We start from the raw sequence: 22694 nt of genomic DNA, 5'->3' as shown, positions 1-22694 counted from the left end.
GGGGGAAGGATCCTTCGTGACAGATACCACTAGCCTGACTGCAGGCGTGGATTCAGCATCCGCCGGTTCAACCGGCGAGAACGCATCAAAGAGCGCCGGCCTTGCAGGCCTTAAGCTCGCGCAGCTCCAGGCGCTTGCCGGCCAGCTCGGCATCACCGGGGGTTCCCGCATGCGTAAGGGAGATCTGGTTACGGCCATCTCCAACCACCAGCGCGGCGGCGCAGTAGCCGACCGGCCGGTCCGCGGTTCCCGCGGCGAGGCCGGCGACGACGCAGCCAAGGGTGCTTCGGCGCCCGAGAAGGCGGCAGCAGCACCCGCGGAGCAGTCCGCAGAGGCCGAGACGACCCGCCCGACGCGTACCCGTAACCGCAACCGGCGTGCAGCCAGTGACGGCGTCGTCACTTCCGCCCCCGCGGAAACTGCACCGGCCGAGGCACCGGCACCCGCCGCCTCGCCGGAAGCAGAAGCGGCTCCGGCACGGAACCGCGAGGCACGCGAAGACAACGGACGCGAAGAGGGCCAGCGCGAGCGCGGCAACCGCCGCAGCCGCAACCGCCGCAGCGATTCCAACGAGTCCAACGGAACCGTCAGCAACGCTTCCGCCGAGGCACCTGCAGAGGACGCTTCCAGCAACGGCGCTTCCAGCAACGGCGCTGCCAACAAGGATGCTGCCAACAGCAACGGCGCTGCCAACAACAACGGCGCTGAGGCCCGGACCCAGGGCGACGACGAGCGCGGCGAACGCCGTGAGCGCCGTGACCGCAACCGTTCGGACCGCGACAACAACCGTGACAACGGTGGCAACCGCGAGGGCAACCGCGACCGCGACAACAACCGTGACCGCGACAATAACCGCGACAACGGTGGCAACCGCGAGAACAACCGCGACCGCGACAACAACCGCGACAACGGTGGCAACCGCGAGAACAACCGCGACCGCGACAACAACCGCGACGACAGTGACGAGAACGGGCGCGGGCGTAACCGCCGCAACCGGAACCGCAACGAGCGCAATGACCGCAATGACCGCGGCGACCGGAACGATCGTTTCCGCGACCGCAACGAGCGCCGCCGCAACCGCAACCAGAACCCTGAGGTCGACGACGTCGAGGTCACTGAAGACGACGTCCTGCTGCCCGTGGCCGGCATCCTCGACGTCCTGGAGAACTACGCATTCGTACGGACCTCCGGTTACCTGCCGGGCCCGAACGATGTCTACGTTTCCCTCGCCCAGGTGAAGAAGTACAACCTGCGCAAGGGCGACGCCGTCGTCGGCGCCATCCGCGCCCCGCGTGAAGGCGAAAACCAGGGCGGAAACCAGCGCCAGAAGTTCAACGCACTGGTCCGCCTCACGTCCGTCAACGGCAAGCAGGCCGAGGACAACAAGGACCGCGTGGAGTTCTCCAAGCTGGTCCCGCTGTACCCCTCCGAGCGTCTGCGCCTGGAAACCAATGCCAAGGTGATCGGCCCGCGTGTCATCGACCTCGTGGCTCCGATCGGCAAGGGCCAGCGCGGCCTCATCGTTTCCCCGCCGAAGGCCGGAAAGACGCTGATCCTGCAGGCAATTGCCAACGCAATCACGATCAACAATCCTGAGGTCCACCTCATGATGGTCCTCGTGGACGAGCGTCCCGAAGAAGTCACGGACATGCAGCGCACGGTCAAGGGCGAGGTCATTGCCTCCACCTTCGACCGCCCCGCCGATGACCACACCACTGTTGCCGAACTCGCCATCGAGCGCGCCAAGCGCCTGGTGGAAATGGGCAACGACGTCGTGGTGCTGCTTGACTCCATGACCCGCCTGGGACGTGCCTACAACCTGGCCGCTCCGGCGTCGGGCCGTATCCTCTCCGGCGGTGTGGATTCGTCCGCACTGTACCCGCCCAAGCGTTTCTTCGGTGCTGCCCGCAACATCGAAAACGGCGGCTCGCTGACCATCCTGGCCACGGCCCTGGTGGAGACCGGGTCCAAGATGGACGAGGTCATCTTCGAGGAATTCAAGGGCACCGGCAACATGGAGCTGCGCCTGTCCCGCAACCTTGCGGACAAGCGCATCTTCCCGGCCGTGGATGTCAACGCGTCGGGTACCCGCCGCGAAGAGAACCTGCTCTCCCCGGATGAAGTCAAGATCATGTGGAAGCTGCGCCGGGTCCTGTCCGGACTGGACACCCAGCAGGCGCTGGAACTGCTCACCGGCAAGATCCGGGAGACGCAGTCCAACGTCGAGTTCCTGATGCAGGTCCAGCAGACCACCCTGGGCACCAAGGACAACTAGCTGCCTTACGAGCCGCTCATGCCCCCTCCCGCTGCACGCGGGCAGGGGGCCTGGGCGGCTCGTTCGTTAACGCCCGGGGACCGACGGGCGCGCGAACCGATAAACTTCCATGTGGGAAACCCAGCTGAAAGAGGAATCTAGAACATGTTTGAGTCCATACAGGGCCTGTTGGATGAGCACGCTGAACTCCAGCTGCGCCTGTCCGACCCGGCAGTGCACGCGGACCAGGGCCTGGCCCGCCGGCTGGGACGGCGCTACGCCGAACTCAGCCGGATTGTGGATGCCTACAACCGTTGGCACGGACTTGAGGATGACCTGGCCGCCGCCGCCGAAATGGCGGATGAGGACCCGGAATTCGCCGCCGAGGTACCCGTGCTTAAGGAGCAGCTGGAGGACGCGCAGGAGAAGCTGCGCCGCCTGCTGATTCCGAGGGACCCCAATGACGGACGCGACGTCATCATCGAGGTCAAGGGCGGCGAAGGCGGCGACGAAGCCGCCCTGTTCGCCGGCGACCTGCTGCGCATGTACACCCGCTACGCCGAGCACCGCGGCTGGCGTACGGAAATCATCTCGGCCACCGAGTCGGACCTGGGCGGCTACAAGGACGTTGCCATGGCCATCAAGGGCAACTCCAACGATCCGGCCGAAGGCGTTTACGCACGCCTGAAGTATGAAGGCGGCGTGCACCGCGTGCAGCGCGTTCCCGTCACGGAGTCCCAGGGCCGGATCCACACTTCGGCTGCCGGCGTCCTGGTGCTGCCCGAAGTGGACGAGCCGGAAGAAGTCGCGATCAGCCAGAACGACCTGAAGATCGACGTCTACCGCTCCTCCGGTCCCGGCGGACAGTCGGTGAACACCACCGACTCGGCCGTGCGCATCACCCACCTGCCCACCGGCATTGTGGTGGCCATGCAGAACGAAAAGTCGCAGCTGCAGAACCGCGAAGCAGCCATGCGCGTGCTGCGCTCACGTATCCTCGCGCACGAGCAGGAAAAGATCGACGCCGCGAACTCGGACATCCGGAAGTCGCAGATCCGGACCATGGACCGCTCGGAGCGGATCCGGACGTACAACTACCCGGAAAACCGGATCGTGGACCACCGCACCGGCTACAAGGCCTACAACCTGGACACCGTGCTGAACGGCGAGCTTGAGGCAGTGGTGCAGGCAGCCATTGAAATGGATGAGCAGGCACGGCTGGACGCCATCGGTGACGAAAGCTAATAGCCCCACCGGTTCCGCGACCGGTGCCGGCGGCACCCTGGCCGACGCGCTGCGCCGTGCGACGGCGGAACTCGCCGCCGCCGGAGTACCGTCACCGCGGGTGGACGCCGAGCTGCTCGCCGCGCACCTGCTGGGCGAAAGCCCCGGACGGATCCGGGCGCTGGCCTTCACCGACGTGCCGGCACCCCGGGGATACGCCGCACTGGTGTCCGAACGGGCCGCCCGGGTGCCGTTGCAGCACCTGACGGGAAAGGCCCATTTCCGGTACCTGGAACTGGCCGTCGGCCCCGGAGTCTTCGTGCCGCGGCCGGAAACCGAAACGGTGGCGCAGCTGGCGATCGATGCTGCGCGCCGGGCCGGCTCGGCCAAGGTCGTGGACCTCGGCACCGGCTCCGGCGCCATCGCGGCTGCGGTGGCCTCGGAGGTTCCCGCAGCCGAAGTGCATGCCGTGGAGCTGAGCCCCCTCGCCTTCGCCTGGGCGGAACGGAACCTGGCTCCGCTGGGCGTCCACCTGGTCCTGGAAGACCTGCGGACCGCCCTGGCCGGCCACGAAGCCAGCTTCGACGTGGTGGTGTCCAACCCTCCGTACATCCCTGCCGAAGCCGTCCCGAACGAGCCGGAAGCCGCCGAGCATGATCCGGCCATGGCGCTGTACGGCGGGGGAGCGGACGGCCTGGAACTGCCGATGGCCGCAGCACGGACCGCGGCGCGGCTGCTTGCCGGAGGCGGCTACTTCGTGATGGAACATGCCGAAGTGCAGGCGCCGGCCATCGCCCGGCTGCTGGCCGGCGATCCGGCCTGGACCGATGTCCAATCCCACCGGGACCTCAATGACCGCCCGCGGGCGACGTCGGCTGTCCGACGCTCCGCATCGGTGGCATCCACTAGTGAAAGAATATTGCCGTGAGCACCAGTTATGACTGCAGTAACCCCGAAGAACTCAGTGAGGGCCTGGCGGCAGCCCAGCGCGCCATAGCCGCCAAATCCTGCGTGGTGCTTCCCACCGACACCGTGTACGGAATCGGTGCCGACGCTTTCTCCCCGCAGGGAGTGGCTACGCTGCTCGCGGCCAAGGGACGCGGCCGGAGCATGCCCCCGCCCGTGCTGATCCCGCGCCTGGAGACCATGGACGGCCTGGCCACGGACATTTCCGAAGACGCCCGCAGCCTGGCACGTACGTTCTGGCCGGGCGGGTTGACACTGATCTTCCACGCCCAGCCGTCCCTGAGCTGGGACCTGGGCGACACCATGGGAACCGTGGCGCTGCGGATGCCCGACGACAGCGTGGCCTTGGACCTGCTGGCCGCCACCGGGCCGCTGGCTGTGTCCTCGGCCAACCGCACGGGATCCCCGGCCGGACAGACCGCGGCGCAGGCACGCGAACAACTGGGCGAATCCGTGGAGGTCTATCTGGAAGCCGGACACCGTCCGGTGGCCGGCAGCGACGGAGTGCCGTCCACCATTGTGGACGCCACCAGCGAGCCGATGCGGGTGGTGCGCAGCGGTGCGATCAGCACCGCCGCCCTGCGCGAAGTGGTTCCGGGAATCCTGGATCTGGGTGAAGAACCCGCAGCGGGCGGCACTGCGCCCTCCCTGGCCAAAGACCAGAAACCGGTTTAGTTCCGGGAGGCTGCCAGGACCTCGCGGACGCGGGGTTCCGGGACGTTGCCCGTGGCCTCGGCCCAGCCGGGCTCCTGGCGCTGCCCGAACCACATCATCTCCACGCGGCGCAGTGCTCCGTGCAGCCGCTCCCCGGCCAGCGAGGAGACCGCATAGCCGGACCGCAGCGCGAGACGGCAGGCCCAGACCGGCAGATGCGCCGGCCGCCGGCCGCCTGCTGCTTCAAGCACGGAGGACACCGATGCCTGTTCCCAGGGCTGCAGCACCACTGCAGGAACCGGGCCCGTGTGGGAGCCTACCCGCAGGACGAAGTCGACCAGGGAATCTACTGAACTTACCGGGCTGGGTGCGGTTCCGGGCCCGGCAACGGATGCCAGTGGCGAGGCCGCGAGCCGGCTTAGCTTAGCTGTGGTCGCCCGGCCCGGTCCCTGGACCGAGGTGGCGCGGACCGTGGCAACGCTGCAGGACCCGCCGTGCCGGGCGGAAAGGACCTGTTCGCCGAGTGCCTTGGAACGGGAGTAGGCCGAAAACGGTTCCACATGCGGGCTTTCGTCCAGGAACGGACGGTGCCCCTGCACCGCGGCGCTGCTCAGGTGTACGAACCGGCGGACACCGGCGGCGTCAGCGGCATCGGCGACCAACGCAGGCAGCAGCGAGTTCGCACCCCGGAGCTCGGGGGAGTCCGCGGCTCCCGGCGTCGCCAGTCCGGCAGCATTCACCACGACGTCGACCCCCGCGAAGGCGTCGGCCAGCCGGCGGCGTTCCGTGTCCAGCACTGCGGCCTCCGCAAGCAAACCCGCTACGTCCGAAGCATCGGTACGCAGCCGGGGAGCGGAAACGGCCCGGACCTCGACCCCGCGTGCAGCCAGTGCGGAGCGGACGGCCGAACCGATGAAGCCGGTGCCGCCGAGGACCGCCCACACCGAGGGTGTGCCGGAGGAAGGGACGGGTTCGGGAGAAGGAGTGCTCAAACCTGCTGCTTTCGTGTTTCCGGTGATGGCTGCCCGGGCGCGGACAGCGGGGCCATCGGGGACCAGGACCGGTCCCGGAGGATGCGTCGGGCACCGCGCCAGCCGGCCCAGAGGCGCCCGGCGCCCCGCAGCGAATGCTCCACGGCAACCAGCCTGAGCAGTTCCTTCCCTGCGGTCAGGAAGGTCCCCAGGGCGAATCCGAACCGGTGATACCGGCCGTGGACCTGGAGGTACCGGGCGGTATGGCCGCGGTTGCGCATGGCAGTGAAGCGGCCAAGGTCGCTGGAATCGTTGAGGTGGCGGATGCCGAGGTCGATCTGTCTCTGCACCCGGACCTTGCGGAGCACGAAATCGTTGACGTAGGCCACCGGCCGGTCCAGGGAGGCGAGCCAGCCGTAAACCACATCGTCGCCGTTGATGAAGTAGCGGGCATCCGGCAGGCCTATCCGGCGCACCTGGCCGGCGCTGATCAGCATTCCCTCGAAGCAGCCCACATTGGTGTCGAAGACGGGGGAGTCGCGGAAAACGTTGCCCGGCACCGGCAGGTGCACGCCCAGGAACGGGACGAATCGGTGCTGCCAGAAGAACGGTTCCCCGCCGGCGTCGAACCGCCGGCCGTGGATGCAGTCGTAGGTCCCGGTCCACTTGCTCAGCGCAGCCACGGCACCCGGGAGGACCTCGACGTCGTCGTCCATCAGCCACAGCCACTGCGCGCCGGAGTCCAGGGCGGCCTCGACACCGGCTGCGAACCCGCCGGCCCCGCCGGTGTTGGTCTCCAGCCGCAGGACGGACAGCGGGACGGGGAAGCCGGCACGGGCTGCTTCCAGGACCCGGGGCGTCTCATCGGTGCTGGCATTGTCCACCACGACAACCGCCGCAGGTGCGGGGTCGAGCCTTTTGATGCTCTCCAGCAGGCCGGTGAGGTAGCCGGAGCGGTTGAACGTCGTGATGACGATCGTCAGCGGGGCCGGTTCCTGGACGACGTCCACGTTAGAACCCGAAGTCCGACGGCGGCCCGAAGCGGCGACCGCCCATGCCGGCCGCGTAGGCGCGCAGCCAGTTGGCGAAACCGCGGGGATCCCGGGTCCTGGCGAAGTGGATGGGGTAGCCCACGGCATCGGCCACGAAGGACTTCACCCTTGTGTAGCGGCGGGTAAGGTAGCCCCGGTTGCGGTAGAAGTAGAACTGCTTGAACGGCGTCTCGGGGACCAGGACGTGCATCCGGTCGCCCAGGACGGGCTGCACTTCGGCCCAGGCCGCCGGGTGCGTCAGGGCCACCGTGGTGACGGTGCCGAAGTCGATGCCCGCCCGACGCAGCCGGATCATGAAGTCCGTCTCGTCGCCGCGGATAAACAGGCGAAGGTCCGGCAGTCCCACCCGGTAGAAGACGTCGGCGCGGATCAGGGCGCCGTTGAAGAAGTGCCCCACATTGGGCAGGAACCCGCGGGCGGCAACTTCGGCCCGGTCATGGGTCAGCTTCCCGTCGAGGCGGAAATGGAAGGACAGCGTGTCCGGCGCCCCCGGGGCAACCACGAGCGGCAGGACGACGTCGAGGCCGCGTTCCTTCGCTGCAGCCAACAGGGTGGCGACGCATTCGGGATCTTCGGGATGGGCGTCGTCGTCCATGATCCAGATCCATTCGGCGCCGGAGGCCATGGCTGAAAGGATGGCGAGCGAAAAACCGCCGGCTCCGCCCAGGTTGGTGTTTGACCGGATGTAATTAACCGGCGCCGCTGAAGCTTCGGCGATCTCCGAAACCGGGGTCTTGCCGGAGTCCACGAGGGCCACGGACGTGATGTTGCCGCTCTGCGCGGCCAGTGCCTCCAGGAGGATCTTCACATCGTCCGGACGGTCGAAGGTCACTGCTGCTACGGCCACGGAGTCCGGCAAGATGGTCCTTTCAGGCAACCCGGGGGATCGGCCAAGACCGAAACCGGAGAGGGTGTGCAGTTAGTATGCTGAATAGATTCCAGTCTATTACACCGGATTCTTCCGCCAGCTCTTCGCATCACCGAGAAGAAAGCCGGGTACCTACCCGTTGAGGACCATGAGGCAAAAACCTACGGACAACAGTCACCTTCCCAGGGAGGAAAAGCCCGTCCTGTGGCTCTGGTCGCAGTATGTGCTGGACTCCCTGGCCTGGATCGTGTCCATCGGCCTCGCGCTGGTGCTCCGCTACGAACTCACTGTCGAGCAGATCAACCCGGGCGGACTGGCCGTCTTCTGCGGCGTCGCCGTCCTGACCCAGCTGATAGTCGGCTATTCGTTTGCCCTCTACCGCGGCCGCTACAGCTTCGGCAGTTTCCACGAGATGCGGCTGCTGGCGGTGGTGACGCTCATTGTCTCCGCCATCCTGGTCCTCGCAAGCGCCTTGTTCGGCCTCGTGATCGATATCCCGCGCAGCACCGGAATGATCGCCTTCCCCTTTGCCTGCCTGTTCATGGCGGCAATCAGGTACGTCAAGCGGATGTACGTGGAGAGCAAGGCCCGGCCGGGGGAAGAAGCCCAGCGTGCCCTTGTGTACGGCGCGGGATTCCTGGGCGGTTCCCTGGTGTCACGGATGATGAAGGACCCGGAGTCGCCGTACTACCCGGTTGGCCTGGTCGACGACGACCCGTCCAAGAAGCACCTGAGGCTGGCCACTGTTCCGGTGCTCGGCAAACTCGTAGACCTTCCCGAACTGGTGCAGCGGACCCGCGCCACGGTGCTGGTGGTGGCCATCGCCGATGTGGAAGCGAAGCAGGTCCGTGAGATTTCCGATCTCGCCGAAGGCCTGGACCTGCGCGTCCTGGTGCTTCCGCCGCTCAAGGACATGCTCTCGAAGGGCGACGGCGCCGGCCTGGGCGACTTCCGCGACGTGGCGGTCGAAGACCTCATCGGGCGCCGGCCGGTCGACATCCATGTGGACGAAGTTGCCGGCTACCTGTCCGGGAAGAAGGTCCTCGTTACGGGAGCCGGCGGTTCCATCGGCTCCGAACTCTGCCGCCAGATCACCGCCTTCAATCCCGGCGAACTGATCATGGTGGACCGGGACGAGACCGGCCTGCAGCTGACCCAGCTCTCCATCACCGGCCGCGGCCTGCTGGACGGCCCGGATACGGTCCTGGCGGACATCCGCGACCCCGAAGCGCTGGAGCGCATCTTCCGCGAACGCCGCCCCGACGTCGTTTTCCACGCCGCCGCCCTGAAGCATGTCTCCCTCCTGGAGCAGTACCCGCAGGAAGCCTGGAAGACCAATATCATCGGCACCGCCAACGTGCTGGCTGCGGCCCGCAAAGCGAACGTGCGCCATTTCGTGAACATCTCCACCGACAAGGCGGCGAACCCCACCACGGTCCTCGGCCATTCCAAGCGCGTAGCCGAAAAACTGACGGCCTGGATGGCGCGCGCCACCGGGGAGCGGTACGTCTCCGTGCGGTTCGGCAACGTGATCGGCAGCCGGGGCTCCATGTTGCCGCTGTTCAGCGAACAGATCCGGCAGGGCGGACCCGTCACCGTGACCGACCCGGAGGTGACCCGCTTCTTCATGACGATCCCAGAGGCCTGCCAGCTGGTGATCCAGGCCGGCGCGATCGGCCGCGGGGGAGAGGTGATGATCCTGGACATGGGCGAGCCCGTGAAGATCCTGGACGTCGCCCGCCGCATGATCGCGATGTCCGGCAAGGACATCGAAATTGTCTTCACCGGGCTGCGCCAGGGCGAAAAGCTGCACGAGATCCTCGTCGGCACCGGGGAAGAGGATTCCCGTCCCCTGCATCCGAAGATCTCCCACGCTGCGGTTGCCGTGCTGGATCCCGATGAGCTGGACCTGGCTGACTGGCTGCGGCGCTGCGGGATCGAACCCGGGAGCGTGCCGACGGACGGGGCAGCAACCGATGCCGGCGAGATAGTGCGCATTCCGGGTGCCCGCCATCCCGGCGCCCCGGGTGACGCCGCAAATGAGCCCGGAGAACCCTACAGCGAACGGCGGACCGGCTGATGCTGCTGGTGCTGTGCGCCGCTGCGGCTTTCCTGGCGAGCCTGCTGCTGCCCTTCCTTTTTATCCCCCTGCTGCGCCGGCTGGGTGTCCTCGACGTCCCCAATGAGCGGTCCTCGCACACCAAGGCAGTCATCCGCGGGGTGGGTGCAACCACTGCCGCCGGCGTCCTGGCCGGCCTCCTGCTGGCGCTGCTGACAGGGCTGGTGGCCGTTGACCGTTCGGTGCTTGCCATTCTGATCGCCGTGATCGGCGCGGCATCGCTGCTGGGCTGGATCGAGGACTGGCGCGGCGTCTCCGTCCGGACCCGGGCGGCCACCCAGCTCGCCATCGGCCTGCTTGGAACGGCCGGACTGGCATGGACCATGGAGCAAAGCTGGTGGTGGGTTCCCGTGGGCGGCCTTGCAATAGCGGCCTACATCAACGTCGCCAACTTCATGGACGGCATCAACGGAATCTCCGGGCTGCATGGACTGGTGGTGGGTACCCTGTACTCCATCAGCGGCGTGCTGTCGGACCACGTCTGGCTGACTGTTACGGGAGCAGTGGTGGCCGCGGCTTTTGCCGCCTTCCTGCCCTGGAACCTCGGCAGGGGGCAGGTTTTCCTGGGCGACGTCGGCAGTTACCTGCTCGGGTCATCCATCGCCGGTGTTGCAGTAGCTGCCTTCCTCGCAGGCGTGTATGTGGAATACCTGCTGTTTCCGATCCTCGTCTATTTGGCCGACACCTTCTCCACGCTGCTGCGCCGCATGGGCCGGGGGGAGCGGTGGTACACGGCACACCGCCAGCACGCCTACCAGCGGCTGACCGACGCAGGACTGAGCCACGTACAAGTGTCGCTGATCGTCACCGGCTGTACCGTAGCCGTCGGCGTCACCGGGCTGCTCACTGCGGGTGCGGGTGCCGGCGCGACGGCTGCCGGGGTCCTCTTCGCCGTCGCAGTGCTGGCTTTCTACCTGGCCTCGCCGCGCCTGTTCGCCCGGCGCATGGTGGCCTGATCCGCGGCTGCGCGGGCCCTGCCAGAGGCGTCTTCTATGTACTGTAGAATTCAAGGGTCGCGGTAGCCCGGCACCCACGAAGCGTCCGGCTCCAAAAAACCAGCAAGGAAGACTGCCTCCACCATGAGATCCGCAGATGGTTCCCGCCCCGGCGGGTTCCTGACCCCCTCGGGGCCAACGAAGGCCCCCTGGTTGGCGATTCTCGGGAAGGCCCTTGCCGTGACCGGCGCCGCCGCCGTCCTGGCCGCAGTCGTGGCTGCTCTCACGGCGGATCTGTCTGCAGCGGCGAGCTCCCTTCTGGGGTGGTTCGTTATTGCCGCATTCTTCGGAATCAGCCTCCTGGTCGGCCACGTCGTCGGACGCAGCAATCCCTCCGGAGCCATCGGAATGTTTGTCGTTACCTATGCCATAAAGGTTGTCGGTTTCGCCGTCATTCTTTTCGGACTGGGAACTCCTGATTGGCTGCACCGTGAATGGTTTGCCCTGACCGCAGTCGGCGCAGTGGTCCTCTGGCAGGCGGCGGAAATCCGCGCCTTTTCGACGACCCGTCACCTGATTTACAACGATGCTGACGATTCCAGTCCCCAAGGAGGCGCAAATGCCTAAAAAACAGCCCTCCACCGGCCCGGGTGCTTTCGAGCCGCCTGCCGCCGGCCGCCGCGCAACCGTGCAGTATCTGCTTGCGGGAATCATCGCCCTGGGTTTGATAGGGTGGAGCCTGGATAGTCTCCTGGGAACTCGCTGGATTTTACCGGCCGGTATCGTCCTGGGTGCGGTCTGCGGCTACTATGTCGCCTTCGCACACAGGCGCACCTTGGGTGCGGACCGACCCGTCACGGGCGGAAAACAGCCGGATACGGATAAATCGAATTGATTTCACAAAACCGAACTAATGGGCGCACATCATGCGTGCCCACCAATGATATGCCCAACGATGGACACAGCAGAGAGGAAACGCGTTGATCGCGCTTGCGCTTCCCGCCTCCAATGACGAGGGATTCGTCGCACCTACCCTCGAAGACATGCACCTCCCTGAGATCCTTCCCTGGGGCGCCGAAAGCGGTGAAGGATTCGGAAAGCAGATGCTGCTTATCCTTATCTCCGTCATCCTTATCGGGTGGTTCTTCGTAGCCGCAGCCCGCAAGGGCCAGATGGTCCCGGGCCGGCTGCAGTTCCTGGGCGAATGGAGCTATAACTTCGTCCGCAACTCGATCGGCCGGGACATCATCGGTGAAAAGGACTTCCGGTCCTTCACTCCGCTGCTGTTCGCGCTGTTCTTCTTCATCCTGATCAACAACCTGTGGGGCACCATCCCGCTGGCCCAGCTGCCGACCACGTCGCACGTGGGCACGGCCTATGCACTGGCCGCGATTGTCTACTTCACGTGGATCATTGTCGGCATCCGGAAGCACGGCCTGGGTTACTTCAAGTTCGCCACCGTCCCGTCCGGCGTGCCGATGGCCATCCTGCCCCTCGTGGTGCTGATCGAAATCATCTCCACCTTCCTGGTCCGTCCGATCACGCACAGCCTGCGACTCTTCGCAACCATGCTGTCGGGCCACCTCATCATCATGCTTGCCGGCAGCGGAACCGCGTTCCTGCTGCTCGAGGCTGAAGGACTGTTGAAGCCGCTGGGTGCGCTCACCCTGGTAGGCGGCGTCGCCATGTTCCTGTTCGAAGTTTTGATCCAGGTCCTGCAGGCCTACGTCTTTACCCTGCTGACCGCGATCTACATCCAAGGCTCCCTGGCCGAGGAACACTAAACCTCCCCTCACCGGGGAACCCCCTGAACCATGCAACCTGCCCAACGGGCATCTTGAAAGGAACAAAACCAAATGACTGGTGTTTTGGATATCGAAGGCAACATCAACCTCGTCGGCTACGGCCTGTCCGCTATCGGCGGCGCCATCGGCGTGGGCCTGGTCTTCGCGGCCTACATCAACGGCGTTGCCCGCCAGCCGGAAGCCCAGCGCGTCCTGCAGCCCATCGCCTTCCTGGGCCTGGCTCTGACCGAAGCACTGGCTATCCTTGGTCTGGTTTTCGCGTTCGTTCTCTAACGTCAGCGCGTATTTCCAACCAAGTAGATAGGACGGATTGAAATGAACGAGGCACTAATCCTCGCCGCCGAAGAAGGCGCGAATCCTCTGATCCCAAACATCTGGGAGATCCTCGTAACACTGCTTGGCTTCGCCGTGCTGATGTACATCGTCGTCAAGTTCGTCGTCCCGATGTTCGAGAAGACGTATGCAGAGCGTACCGAGGCCATCGAAGGCGGACTCAAGAAGGCCGAAGCCGCACAGGCTGAAGCCAGCGCGGCCCTGGATGAATACAAGCAGCAGCTCATCGACGCCCGTACCGAGGCCAACCGGATCCGCGAAGAAGCACGCGCCGAAGGCGCCCAGATCCTCGCTGACCTGAAGGCCAAGGCAGGCGCCGAATCCGCCCGCATCATGGAACAGTCCCACGTCGCCATCGAAGCGGAACGCCAGGCAGCTGTCGTTTCCCTCCGCAGCGAAGTGGGCACGCTCGCCACCGAGCTGGCCGGCAAGATTGTCGGCGAGTCCCTCGCAGACGATGCGCGTGCCGCCCGTGTGGTTGACCGCTTCCTTGACGACCTGGAAACCCAGAACGCAGGTGCGGTTAAGTAATGGCAGGTATATCGAGCGAGTCACTGGCCGCGGCGCAGGAGAAGCTGGAAGCCAAGCTTCCCGGCGCAACCCTGTCCCTGGCCGAGGAACTCTTTGGAATTCTGGGCCTGCTGGACAGCGATGCTGGCCTGCTGCGTGCCCTGACGGATCCGGCTCGTGAAGCCTCGGCCAAGGCAGCCCTGGTCTCCAAGCTGGTCGGCGGCAAGGTTTCGGCCGACGCCGAGCAGCTGGCTGCTTCTCTGGTGGAGTCCCGGTGGCGCACAGCGCGTGACCTGGGCGATGCCCTGGAAACCCTGGGTGCAACCGTTGTTTCAGCTGTAGCGGAAAACAAGGGTCCCGGCCTGGCCGGCCTTGAAGCCCTGGAAAACGATTTGTTCCGCTTCAACCAGGCCGTTGCAGCCAACCACGAGGTGCAGCGTGCGCTGCAGGAACCGCAGGCATCGGCCTCGGCCAAGGCCACGCTGGCACAGAAGCTCGTGCCGGGCATGGGAGCCGAAGCCAAGGTGCTGGTCACGCAGGCAGTAACCGCCCCGCGCGGACTGCGTCCGGCAGCACTGGTAGCGCGCTTCGCGGAACTGGTAGCCGGCCGCCAGCAGCGGTGGATTGCAGAAGTGCAGTCCAGCCGTCCGCTGACGCAGGAACAGCAAAAGCGTCTGCAGTCCTCTCTCAACGGACTGTATGGCCGCGAGCTGAAGATCAACGTCAATGTGGACCCGGCGATTCTCGGCGGCATTCGTGTCACAGTGGGGGATGAAGTAGTTGATTCCACCGTTACGACGCGCCTGACTGAACTTCGCCGAAAGCTCGCTGTCTAGTCACCTTGACGGCCCTAAACGGCCTTCAGAACATTTGAGAACCAATCACGGTCATCGGCTGTTAAGCGATGATCACAACATAGGAGAGCAGGGACTGCAGATGGCCGAATTGACCATCAACGCCGACGACGTCCGTAATGCGTTGAATGAATTCGCGGCGTCCTACGAACCCGGAAACGCAGAGCGCGTTGAAGTTGGCCGCGTAACAACCGCCAGCGACGGCATTGCCCGTGTGGAGGGCCTGCCCTCCGTTATGGCGAATGAGCTGCTTCGGTTTGAGGACGGCACGCTGGGCCTCGCCCAGAACCTTGACACCCGTGAAATCGGTGTCGTTGTACTTGGCGATTTCGCCGGTATCGAAGAAGGCCAGGAAGTCCACCGCACCGGTGAAGTCCTGTCCGTACCCGTAGGCGACGCCTTCCTGGGCCGCGTTGTCGACCCGCTGGGCGAGCCGATGGATGACATGGGCCCGATCGCCGCTGAGGCACGCCGTGCACTGGAACTCCAGGCGCCGGGCGTTACCCAGCGCAAGTCGGTCCACGAGCCGCTTCAGACCGGCCTCAAGGCAATCGACGCCATGATCCCGATCGGCCGCGGCCAGCGCCAGCTGATCATCGGTGACCGCAAGACGGGTAAGACCGCCATTGCCGTTGACACCATCCTGAACCAGAAGGCCAACTGGGATTCCGGTGACGTCCAGAAGCAGGTTCGCTGCATCTACGTAGCCATCGGCCAGAAGGCTTCCACGATCGCTGAAATCAAGCGGACGCTGGAAGACAAGGGCGCCATGGAGTACACCACGATCGTGGCCTCCCCGGCATCCGACCCCGCCGGCTTCAAATACCTGGCACCGTACGCCGGCTCGGCCATCGGCCAGCACTGGATGTACGGCGGCAAGCACGTCCTGATCATCTTTGATGATCTGTCGAAGCAGGCTGAAGCCTACCGCGCCGTGTCGCTGCTGCTGCGCCGTCCGCCGGGACGCGAAGCCTACCCCGGCGACGTCTTCTACTTGCACTCCCGCCTGCTGGAGCGTTGCGCCAAGCTCTCCGACGAGCTCGGTGCCGGCTCGATGACCGGCCTGCCGATCATCGAAACCAAGGCAAATGACGTCTCGGCCTACATCCCGACCAACGTTATTTCCATCACCGACGGACAGATCTTCCTCCAGTCGGACCTCTTCAACGCCAACCAGCGCCCCGCCGTCGACGTCGGTATCTCCGTCTCGCGCGTCGGTGGTGCTGCACAGCAGAAGGCCATGAAGAAGGTCTCCGGTACGTTGAAGCTGGAACTGGCCCAGTACCGCGACATGCAGGCATTCGCCATGTTTGCCTCGGACCTGGATGCGGCTTCCCGCCAGCAGCTGACCCGCGGTGCACGCCTGATGGAACTGCTCAAGCAGGGCCAGTACGCCCCGTACCCGGTGGAAGACCAGGTTGTCTCCATCTGGATGGGCACCAACGGCTACCTGGATGACGTCCCCGTTGAGGACGTCCGCCGCTTCGAGTCCGAGTTCCTGGAACACGTACGCCACTCCTCGTCCGTCATGACCGTCCTGGCCGAGACGAACAAGCTCGAGGATTCCACGGTTGATGAGATGAAGAGCCTCATCACCAAGTTCAAGCAGGGTTTCTTCGGCGAAGGTGACGACCGCATGGTCGCCGCCGGCAACGAAGCTACCTCGGCCTTGGACGAGGATGCCGTAGACCAGGAAAAGATCGTCAAGCAGAAGCGCTAGCGGTTTTGGAGTTCCGCTGCCGGGCCGTGTGCCCGGCAGCGGAACCCATGGCCATTGCCTTAGCCCCTGGCTTCAACGCCAGGAACTGAAAGGAAGAGTATGGGAGCCCAAATTCGGGTCTACCGCCAGAAGATCGCGTCGACAACGTCGATGCAGAAGATCTTCAAGGCGATGGAGCTGATTGCTGCCTCTCGCATTGGAAAGGCGCGCACCCGTGTGGCTGCGTCACTGCCTTACTCCAATGCGATCACCCGTGCCGTTTCTGCTGTGGCATCCCAGTCGGAGATCGATCATCCGCTGACCACCGAACCGGAGCAGATCCGGCGCGCAGCCGTGGTCATCATGACCTCCGACCGCGGTCTTGCCGGATCGTACTCCGCCGGTGTCCTCAAGCAGGGCGAAGCACTCAATGAATTGCTCCGTGACGAGGGCAAGGAAGTTAAGACCTACCTTGTTGGACGCAAGGCGCAGGCGTACTACGAATTCCGGAACCGTTCAGTGGAACGGGTCTGGACCGGCGGTACCGACGCACCCGAGTTCGAAACAGCCCGAGAAATCGGCAAGGCACTCCTCGATGACTTCAACACGGCCTACGAAGACGGCGGCGTGGACGAAATCCACATCGTCTACACGCGCTTCAAGTCCATGGTTATTCAGGAACCTGCGGTCATCCGACTGCTGCCGCTGGAGGTAGTGGAGGAAGAAGCCCAGTCTGACGCTGAGTTCCTGCCTCTCTACGAATACGAGCCCGAGCCGGAAAAGGTCCTGGACGCACTGCTGCCGCGCTACATCGAGTCGCGCATCTTCGCAGCCATGCTCCAGGCCGCCGCTTCCGAGCTTGCTGCCCGCCAGCGCGCCATGAAGGCCGCAGGGGACAACGCCACGGACCTGATCAAGAAGTACACGCGACTTCGCAACAACGCCCGTCAGGCCGAAATCACCCAGGAACTTTCCGAGATCGTAGCCGGTGCGGACGCGCTCAGCGCCTCTTAGCCTGCCCCGCTCGAAGATAAGTTCCAACGCATAAAAAACTTAGTCCACACGCCATCTAACTGAGTGAAGTGAGAGAGATGACTGCCCAAACTGTCGAGCACGGATCTGATTCCGTAGCCTCGGGTGCCACCGGCCGTATCGCCCGTGTCATCGGCCCGGTTGTCGACGTCGAATTCCCGGCTGACGCAATCCCCACCATCTACAACGCACTGACCACCGAGCTGACGCTCGACGGCCAGACCCGCACCATCACGTTCGAGACCTCCCAGCACCTGGGTGACAACCTCGTCCGTGCCATCTCCCTGCAGGCCACCGACGGCCTGGTCCGCGGAGCTGCCGTTTACGACACGGGTGCTCCCATCTCCGTGCCGGTAGGCGACGGCGTCAAGGGCCACATCTTCAACGTCCTGGGCGAGCCCCTCGACGTCACCGAAGACCAGCTGGAGATCACCGAGCGCTGGCCGATCCACCGTTCGGCTCCGAACTTCGCTGACCTTGAGGGCTCCACCGAGATGCTGGAAACCGGCATCAAGGTGATCGACCTTCTCACCCCGTACATCAAGGGCGGCAAGATCGGCCTGTTCGGCGGTGCCGGTGTCGGCAAGACCGTGCTGATCCAGGAAATGATCACCCGTGTTGCCCGCAACTTCGGCGGTACCTCGGTATTCGCCGGCGTCGGCGAGCGTACCCGTGAAGGCAACGACCTCTGGGTTGAAATGGAAGAGGCGAACGTCCTGAAGGACACCGCCCTTGTATTCGGCCAGATGGATGAGCCGCCGGGAACGCGCCTCCGCGTGGCACTGTCGGCTCTGACCATGGCGGAATACTTCCGCGATGTGCAGAACCAGGACGTGCTGCTCTTCATCGACAACATCTTCCGCTTCACGCAGGCAGGCTCCGAGGTTTCCACCCTTCTCGGCCGCATGCCTTCCGCTGTGGGCTACCAGCCGAACCTGGCTGACGAGATGGGTCTGCTGCAGGAGCGCATCACGTCCACCAAGGGCCACTCGATCACGTCCATGCAGGCCATTTACGTGCCTGCAGATGACTACACCGACCCGGCCCCGGCAACCACGTTCGCCCACCTGGACGCGACCACGGAACTTTCCCGTGAAATCGCTTCCCGTGGCCTGTACCCGGCCGTGGATCCGCTGACCTCGACGTCGCGTATCCTCGACCCGCAGTACGTGGGCCAGGAGCACTACGACACGGCCATCCGCGTCAAGCAGATCCTCCAGAAGAACAAGGAACTGCAGGACATCATCGCCATCCTCGGCATCGACGAGCTCGGCGAAGAGGACAAGATTGTCGTGTCGCGTGCACGCCGCATCCAGCAGTTCCTCTCCCAGAACACCTACACCGCCAAGCAGTTCACCGGCGTTGAGGGTTCGACGGTTTCCATCAAGGACACCATCGAAGGCTTCCGGGCCATCTGCGACGGCGACGTTGACCACATTGCCGAGCAGGCGTTCTTCAACGTCGGCGGCATGGATGACGTTGAGCGTCAGTGGGCGAAGATCCAAGAGCAGACCGGGAAGTGAGCCCCATGGCGGACGCTGCTGAACTCGAAGTTGAGATTGTTGCTGCCGACCACTTCGTGTGGTCGGGAGCGGCAAAGATGGTCAAGGCCCGCACCAGCGACGGCGAGATCGGGATCCTTCCCGGGCACTCACCGGTGCTGGCCATCCTGGCAGAGGGCGGACTGGCCATCGAACCGGTGTCCGGTTCCCGCATTGAGGTAAGCGTTGACGGAGGATTCTTCTCCGTGGACAACAACCGGGTGGTCATCGTGGCCGACAATGCCAAGGTGACCAACGAAGCAACCGCCGGGACCCGCTGACTCCTTCCGATGGACAGCTCCTATGTGTTCATTGCGTTGGCCGCCCTCTTTGGGCTGCTTGTCCTTGCAGTAGTGCTCTTCGGGGTGCGCCGCAGCCAGCTGCGGCGCGCCCTGGGGACCTTCGATGCCTCCATCTGCCTTCCCCCTGCGGGGTGGCGGATGGGGGTTTGCCGTTATACGGACACCCATCTGGAATGGCTGCGCCTGGTCTCGCTGAGTCCGCGTCCGCCGTACCGTTTCCTGCGCAGTTCACTGGAAATGGCCGGCTGGCGGGAGCCCACTGAAGCCGAGCGTGCCCGTATCCAGCCCGGCGCCGTCGTCGTCAGCTTGAACTACCAGGGCAGTACCATCCTGGTGGCCATGAAGTACGAGGCCTATACGGGCCTGTCTTCATGGGTGGAAGCCGGCCCCGTGGTCGGCATCGGTACCTGGCGCTAGGCGCCGGGCCGGACAGTAAACAAGCTCTGCTTAGAAGGCACAGGGAATTCCCCCTGTGCCTTTTTTGCTGCCCTTTGGAGCCTGCCCCGGCCCCTACTATGGAGTAATGGAAGACGTCATTGTTGTTACCGGCCCGTCCACCCTTCGCGGAGCCGTTACTGTCCCGGGTGCCAAGAACAGCGTCCTGAAGCTGATGGCGGCAACGCTGCTTGCGCAGGGCCGGTCCGTTATCACGAATGTCCCCAACATCCAGGATGTCTGGATCATGGCGGAGCTGCTGCGCCGGCTGGGATGTTCGGTGGATTACGACGTCGACGCCGCCTCGGTGGCCGTGGACGTCCCGCAGGAGCTGGGCCACCAGGCGGACTATGACCTCGTCCGCGCCATGCGGGCCTCCATCTCCGTGCTGGGACCGCTGGTGGCCCGTTGCCGGCGGGCAGAGGTGGCGCTGCCGGGCGGAGACGCCATCGGCTCCCGCGGCCTGGACATGCACCGCGCCGGACTGGAACTTATGGGCGCCGAGATCGGCATCGATCACGGGTACCTGGTTGCCTCCGTCCCGGAAGGCCTGCACGGAGCGGACCATATCCTGGACTTTCCCTCCGTGGGCGCCACCGAAAACCTCATGATGGCCGCCACTCTGGCCCGCGGACGCACGGTGATCGATAACGCCGCACGGGAGCCGGAAATCACCGACATTGCCCGCATGCTCAACAGCATGGGGGCCCAGATCAGCGGCGTGGGCACCAACACGCTCATCATCGACGGGGTCCGGGAACTGCACCCGGTGGAACACCGTGTGGTGCCGGACCGGATTGTCGCCGGCACCTGGGCCTTCGCGGCAGCGATCACCGGCGGCGAGATCGAGGTGCGCTCGGCGGATGCATCAGCCCTGGCAGTGGTACTGGACAAACTCACCCAGGCGGGCTGCGAAGTCAGCACGGGGGAGGACGGCTTCACGGTGAAGGGACCGGCCCGCCCGGAGCCCATCAACGTGTCCACCCTGCCGTATCCCGGATTCCCCACCGATCTGCAGCCCTTCGTGGTGGCCCTCAACGCCGTCGCGAACGGTTCGGGCATGGTCACCGAGAATGTTTTCGAGGCCCGCTGGGGCTTCACGTCCGAACTGGCGCGGCTCGGAGCCGTGGTCCGGCTCGACGGACACCACGCCCTGATCCAGGGTGTCGAGCTGCTGTCCGGCGCACCGGTGGTGGCCAATGACATCCGGGCCGGCGCTGCCCTTGTCATAGCAGGCCTGGCTGCCGACGGAACCACGGAAGTGCGGGGCGTGGACCATATTGACCGCGGGTATGAAAGATTCATGGAGAATCTGCGGAGCCTTGGTGCGAACGTAGTCCGCCGCCGCGGGTAAGTAAGCGGTGGGTAAATAAACCAATGGAAAACAAGGAAAGCCCCCGGCATGTGCCGGGGGCTTTCCTTGTTTCCCTGCGGAAAAGTGTTAAACCCTAGAGGGCGGTAACGCCGGTGGCCTGGGGGCCCTTGGCGCCCTGGCCGATCTCGAAGGAAACACGCTGGTTTTCGTCGAGGGTCTTGAATCCGTTGGTCTGGATTTCGGAGTAGTGGACGAAGACATCGCCGTCTGAGTCGTCCGGAGTGATGAAGCCGAAGCCCTTTTCGGCGTTAAACCATTTGACGGTACCCTGAGCCATTTGTTTCTCCTCATAATGTGGAACTTACCTGCACGGTCCGTGCCGGATATGTTACTGAAGCAAGAAAGCCCAAGTTCTTGCCGTTCAGCAGTTCCTTGAGGAGCTTCTCACTCGCAACGGTCTTGCGAGCATGAAAAAACACCTACACAAAGACTTGGTAACAGCGTGGCATAACCGAAATGCCTGGTCAATGCTCAAAACGAAATATTTAGAACTTTTTTCGGGTGCTTTTTTACCGCGGCAGCCACGTTCCGCAGCGCAGGACCGCGTGCAGCTCCAGGTCCGCTGAAACCACCAGGGCATCGGCCCGCAGGCCGCGGCGCAGGGCACCGACTTCATCGGCGAGCCGAAGCACGTCCGCGGGCACCGCAGTGGCCGCGCCCACCGCGTCCGCGAGCGGCACACCGGCAGCGACAGCCGTGCGTACGCACTGGAGCAGGGTGGCCGTGCCGCCGGCCAGCGTGCCGCCGGGCAGGCGGGCCGTCCCGTTCTCCACCACGACGTCGGCAGGCCCCAACCGGTAGGTACCGTCGCCCAGGCCGGTGGCCGCCATGGAGTCACTGACGAGGGCTACGTTGGCGCCTCCTGCGAGCTCGAAGACGGTGCGTACCAGCGCGGGGTCCAGATGCGCCCCGTCGGCGATCAGCTCCACCACAGCCGCTCCGCTGCGTGCGGCCCGCAGGCTCGCGGCAACGGCGCCGGGGGAGCGGTGGTGCAGCGGGTCCATGCCGTTGAACAGGTGAGTCACTGTGGGCCGGGGAGCATAGCCTCCGAAGCCGGCCTCTTCCATTTCGTCCCGGGCGGACTCCAGCGACTCGGCAGCAACGGGGTCCGCAGCGGCGGTATGCCCCAGCGACGGCGTCACGCCGTGCAGGACCAGACGGTCCACCAGGTCATCCGCTCCGGGCAGTTCAGGCGCATAGGTCATGGTGACCAGTTCGCTGTCCGCGGCTGCAAGCAGCTCATCCACGAAGCCGGGGTCCGGCGGGACCAGGAACTTCGGGTCCTGCGCACCGCAGCGCTCCCGTGCCAGGAACGGCCCTTCGGCATGGATTCCGGCAATGAGCCCTTCCCTCGCAAGGGCGGCGAGCCGGGCGGCGGCAGCGAGCATGTCCTGGCGGGACGCGGAAGCCGTGCTGGCGAGCAGCGTGGTGGTTCCCGCCGAATGCAGGAAGGCGGCTGCCCGCCGGATTCCCTCGGCGTCGGAGGTGGTGAAATCGCTTCCCGCAGCGCCATGGCAGTGCAGGTCCACGAGTCCGGGAAGGATGAGCGAACCGGCCGGCAGGTGCGCGGGCTCCGGCCACCCGGCGTCGTCAAAACCGCCGGCCGGGCCGGCGTAGGTGATCCGGTCCCCGACAAACGCGAGTGCGCCGTCGGGAACCAGCTCGTCCGGAGTCAGCAGGCTGCCTCGGAGGTAGCCGCGGTCCCGGCTGCGCGCTGTGGGGTTCATGCACCGATTCTAGGCATGTTGCCCGGCGGCCGGGAGCG

Annotated in this window: 23 protein-coding genes; 18 read left to right on the top strand and 5 right to left on the bottom strand. The window is 65.1% G+C overall.

Annotated features, from left to right (window positions below):
* The first annotated feature begins 16 nt into the window (after positions 1-16).
* The 4 genes from rho to NNX34_RS00465 all read left to right on the top strand — a co-directional run bounded on the left by rho (position 17) and on the right by NNX34_RS00465 (position 5119).
* Complete coding sequence (gene rho / locus NNX34_RS00480; protein ID WP_255764642.1) at positions 17-2275, top strand: transcription termination factor Rho; 2259 nt, start codon at positions 17-19, stop codon at positions 2273-2275.
* Between the two features lie 144 nt (positions 2276-2419).
* The gene (gene prfA, locus NNX34_RS00475) at positions 2420-3499 is read left to right on the top strand and encodes a peptide chain release factor 1 (RefSeq protein ID WP_229949524.1); all 1080 of its coding nucleotides are present in this window, start codon (positions 2420-2422) and stop codon (positions 3497-3499) included.
* Positions 3486-4406: a peptide chain release factor N(5)-glutamine methyltransferase gene (prmC, locus tag NNX34_RS00470; protein ID WP_255764641.1), complete on the top strand. Its 921-nt coding sequence runs from the start codon at positions 3486-3488 to the stop codon at positions 4404-4406. Before prfA ends, prmC begins: the two co-directional genes overlap by 14 nt.
* The gene (locus NNX34_RS00465; RefSeq protein ID WP_255764640.1) at positions 4403-5119 is read left to right on the top strand and encodes an L-threonylcarbamoyladenylate synthase; all 717 of its coding nucleotides are present in this window, start codon (positions 4403-4405) and stop codon (positions 5117-5119) included. The genes prmC and NNX34_RS00465 overlap by 4 nt, the downstream gene beginning before the upstream one ends.
* Here NNX34_RS00465 and NNX34_RS00460 read toward each other — a convergent pair.
* Genes NNX34_RS00460 through NNX34_RS00450 form a run of 3 tightly spaced genes read right to left on the bottom strand, consistent with a single transcriptional unit; the run spans position 5116 to position 7980 of the window.
* Complete coding sequence (locus NNX34_RS00460; RefSeq protein ID WP_255764639.1) at positions 5116-6090, bottom strand: NAD(P)-dependent oxidoreductase; 975 nt, start codon at positions 6088-6090, stop codon at positions 5116-5118. The two genes, NNX34_RS00465 and NNX34_RS00460, sit on opposite strands and share 4 nt — an antisense overlap.
* Positions 6087-7079 (bottom strand): glycosyltransferase, encoded by a 993-nt coding sequence (locus tag NNX34_RS00455; RefSeq protein ID WP_255764638.1) that lies wholly within the window; start codon positions 7077-7079, stop codon positions 6087-6089. Before NNX34_RS00455 ends, NNX34_RS00460 begins: the two co-directional genes overlap by 4 nt.
* A 1-nt stretch (position 7080) precedes the next feature.
* Entirely contained in the window at positions 7081-7980 is a 900-nt protein-coding gene (locus NNX34_RS00450; protein ID WP_255764637.1) for a glycosyltransferase, read from the bottom strand.
* A 157-nt stretch (positions 7981-8137) separates the two neighbouring features.
* Between NNX34_RS00450 and NNX34_RS00445 the strand changes: the two genes are divergently transcribed.
* The 14 genes from NNX34_RS00445 to murA all read left to right on the top strand — a co-directional run bounded on the left by NNX34_RS00445 (position 8138) and on the right by murA (position 20908).
* On the top strand, positions 8138-10069 hold the full coding sequence (locus NNX34_RS00445) for a nucleoside-diphosphate sugar epimerase/dehydratase (RefSeq protein ID WP_255764636.1): 1932 nt from the start codon (positions 8138-8140) through the stop codon (positions 10067-10069).
* Positions 10069-11064, top strand: a complete 996-nt coding sequence (locus tag NNX34_RS00440; RefSeq protein WP_255764635.1) for a glycosyltransferase family 4 protein — start codon at positions 10069-10071, stop codon at positions 11062-11064. The genes NNX34_RS00445 and NNX34_RS00440 overlap by 1 nt, the downstream gene beginning before the upstream one ends.
* A 123-nt stretch (positions 11065-11187) precedes the next feature.
* Positions 11188-11670, top strand: a complete 483-nt coding sequence (locus NNX34_RS00435) for a hypothetical protein (protein WP_255764634.1) — start codon at positions 11188-11190, stop codon at positions 11668-11670.
* Positions 11663-11938, top strand: a complete 276-nt coding sequence (locus NNX34_RS00430; protein ID WP_255764633.1) for an AtpZ/AtpI family protein — start codon at positions 11663-11665, stop codon at positions 11936-11938. Before NNX34_RS00435 ends, NNX34_RS00430 begins: the two co-directional genes overlap by 8 nt.
* Positions 11939-12023: 85 nt before the next feature.
* Positions 12024-12827, top strand: a complete 804-nt coding sequence (atpB, locus tag NNX34_RS00425; protein WP_255764632.1) for a F0F1 ATP synthase subunit A — start codon at positions 12024-12026, stop codon at positions 12825-12827.
* 72 nt (positions 12828-12899) lie between these two features.
* Entirely contained in the window at positions 12900-13121 is a 222-nt protein-coding gene (gene atpE, locus NNX34_RS00420) for an ATP synthase F0 subunit C (RefSeq protein WP_227918267.1), read from the top strand.
* A gap of 42 nt (positions 13122-13163) precedes the next feature.
* Positions 13164-13712 carry a F0F1 ATP synthase subunit B gene (locus NNX34_RS00415; RefSeq protein WP_229949507.1) on the top strand — a complete coding sequence of 183 codons (549 nt, stop codon included), beginning with the start codon at positions 13164-13166 and terminating at the stop codon, positions 13710-13712.
* Entirely contained in the window at positions 13712-14527 is an 816-nt protein-coding gene (locus NNX34_RS00410) for a F0F1 ATP synthase subunit delta (protein ID WP_255764631.1), read from the top strand. The genes NNX34_RS00415 and NNX34_RS00410 overlap by 1 nt, the downstream gene beginning before the upstream one ends.
* A 100-nt stretch (positions 14528-14627) precedes the next feature.
* Positions 14628-16265 carry a F0F1 ATP synthase subunit alpha gene (gene atpA, locus NNX34_RS00405; RefSeq protein ID WP_255764630.1) on the top strand — a complete coding sequence of 546 codons (1638 nt, stop codon included), beginning with the start codon at positions 14628-14630 and terminating at the stop codon, positions 16263-16265.
* A gap of 99 nt (positions 16266-16364) precedes the next feature.
* Positions 16365-17258, top strand: coding sequence for a F0F1 ATP synthase subunit gamma (locus NNX34_RS00400; protein ID WP_255764629.1), 894 nt, complete (start codon positions 16365-16367; stop codon positions 17256-17258).
* 77 nt (positions 17259-17335) lie between these two features.
* Entirely contained in the window at positions 17336-18799 is a 1464-nt protein-coding gene (gene atpD, locus NNX34_RS00395; RefSeq protein WP_255764627.1) for a F0F1 ATP synthase subunit beta, read from the top strand.
* 5 nt (positions 18800-18804) lie between these two features.
* Positions 18805-19098, top strand: a complete 294-nt coding sequence (locus tag NNX34_RS00390) for a F0F1 ATP synthase subunit epsilon (protein WP_227918261.1) — start codon at positions 18805-18807, stop codon at positions 19096-19098.
* A gap of 9 nt (positions 19099-19107) precedes the next feature.
* Positions 19108-19536, top strand: coding sequence for a DUF2550 domain-containing protein (locus tag NNX34_RS00385; protein ID WP_255764626.1), 429 nt, complete (start codon positions 19108-19110; stop codon positions 19534-19536).
* A gap of 106 nt (positions 19537-19642) precedes the next feature.
* Positions 19643-20908, top strand: coding sequence for a UDP-N-acetylglucosamine 1-carboxyvinyltransferase (gene murA, locus NNX34_RS00380; RefSeq protein ID WP_255764625.1), 1266 nt, complete (start codon positions 19643-19645; stop codon positions 20906-20908).
* A 94-nt stretch (positions 20909-21002) separates the two neighbouring features.
* Here the strand turns inward: murA and NNX34_RS00375 are convergent, their stop codons facing one another.
* Positions 21003-21206 carry a cold-shock protein gene (locus NNX34_RS00375; protein WP_146361532.1) on the bottom strand — a complete coding sequence of 68 codons (204 nt, stop codon included), beginning with the start codon at positions 21204-21206 and terminating at the stop codon, positions 21003-21005.
* 232 nt (positions 21207-21438) lie between these two features.
* The gene (locus tag NNX34_RS00370; RefSeq protein WP_255764624.1) at positions 21439-22656 is read right to left on the bottom strand and encodes an N-acetylglucosamine-6-phosphate deacetylase; all 1218 of its coding nucleotides are present in this window, start codon (positions 22654-22656) and stop codon (positions 21439-21441) included.
* Positions 22657-22694: the final 38 nt, after the last annotated feature.

Origin of the sequence: Arthrobacter sp. zg-Y1116 (assembly GCF_024385485.1) — a bacterium.
Lineage (GTDB): Bacteria > Actinomycetota > Actinomycetes > Actinomycetales > Micrococcaceae > Arthrobacter_B.
This window is presented reverse-complemented; position numbering and strand designations above follow the sequence as displayed.

Coding starts and splice junctions, on each gene's coding strand:
- NNX34_RS00430 (WP_255764633.1), top strand. CDS start 11,663: ATGCCTAAAAAACAGCCCTCCACCGGCCCGGGTGCTTTCGAGCCGCCT.
- NNX34_RS00385 (WP_255764626.1), top strand. CDS start 19,108: ATGGACAGCTCCTATGTGTTCATTGCGTTGGCCGCCCTCTTTGGGCTG.
- atpA (WP_255764630.1), top strand. CDS start 14,628: ATGGCCGAATTGACCATCAACGCCGACGACGTCCGTAATGCGTTGAAT.
- NNX34_RS00400 (WP_255764629.1), top strand. CDS start 16,365: ATGGGAGCCCAAATTCGGGTCTACCGCCAGAAGATCGCGTCGACAACG.
- NNX34_RS00415 (WP_229949507.1), top strand. CDS start 13,164: ATGAACGAGGCACTAATCCTCGCCGCCGAAGAAGGCGCGAATCCTCTG.
- NNX34_RS00440 (WP_255764635.1), top strand. CDS start 10,069: ATGCTGCTGGTGCTGTGCGCCGCTGCGGCTTTCCTGGCGAGCCTGCTG.
- murA (WP_255764625.1), top strand. CDS start 19,643: ATGGAAGACGTCATTGTTGTTACCGGCCCGTCCACCCTTCGCGGAGCC.
- NNX34_RS00445 (WP_255764636.1), top strand. CDS start 8,138: ATGAGGCAAAAACCTACGGACAACAGTCACCTTCCCAGGGAGGAAAAG.
- prfA (WP_229949524.1), top strand. CDS start 2,420: ATGTTTGAGTCCATACAGGGCCTGTTGGATGAGCACGCTGAACTCCAG.
- atpE (WP_227918267.1), top strand. CDS start 12,900: ATGACTGGTGTTTTGGATATCGAAGGCAACATCAACCTCGTCGGCTAC.
- NNX34_RS00370 (WP_255764624.1), bottom strand. CDS start 22,656: ATGAACCCCACAGCGCGCAGCCGGGACCGCGGCTACCTCCGAGGCAGC.
- NNX34_RS00390 (WP_227918261.1), top strand. CDS start 18,805: ATGGCGGACGCTGCTGAACTCGAAGTTGAGATTGTTGCTGCCGACCAC.
- NNX34_RS00375 (WP_146361532.1), bottom strand. CDS start 21,206: ATGGCTCAGGGTACCGTCAAATGGTTTAACGCCGAAAAGGGCTTCGGC.
- NNX34_RS00410 (WP_255764631.1), top strand. CDS start 13,712: ATGGCAGGTATATCGAGCGAGTCACTGGCCGCGGCGCAGGAGAAGCTG.
- atpD (WP_255764627.1), top strand. CDS start 17,336: ATGACTGCCCAAACTGTCGAGCACGGATCTGATTCCGTAGCCTCGGGT.
- NNX34_RS00435 (WP_255764634.1), top strand. CDS start 11,188: ATGAGATCCGCAGATGGTTCCCGCCCCGGCGGGTTCCTGACCCCCTCG.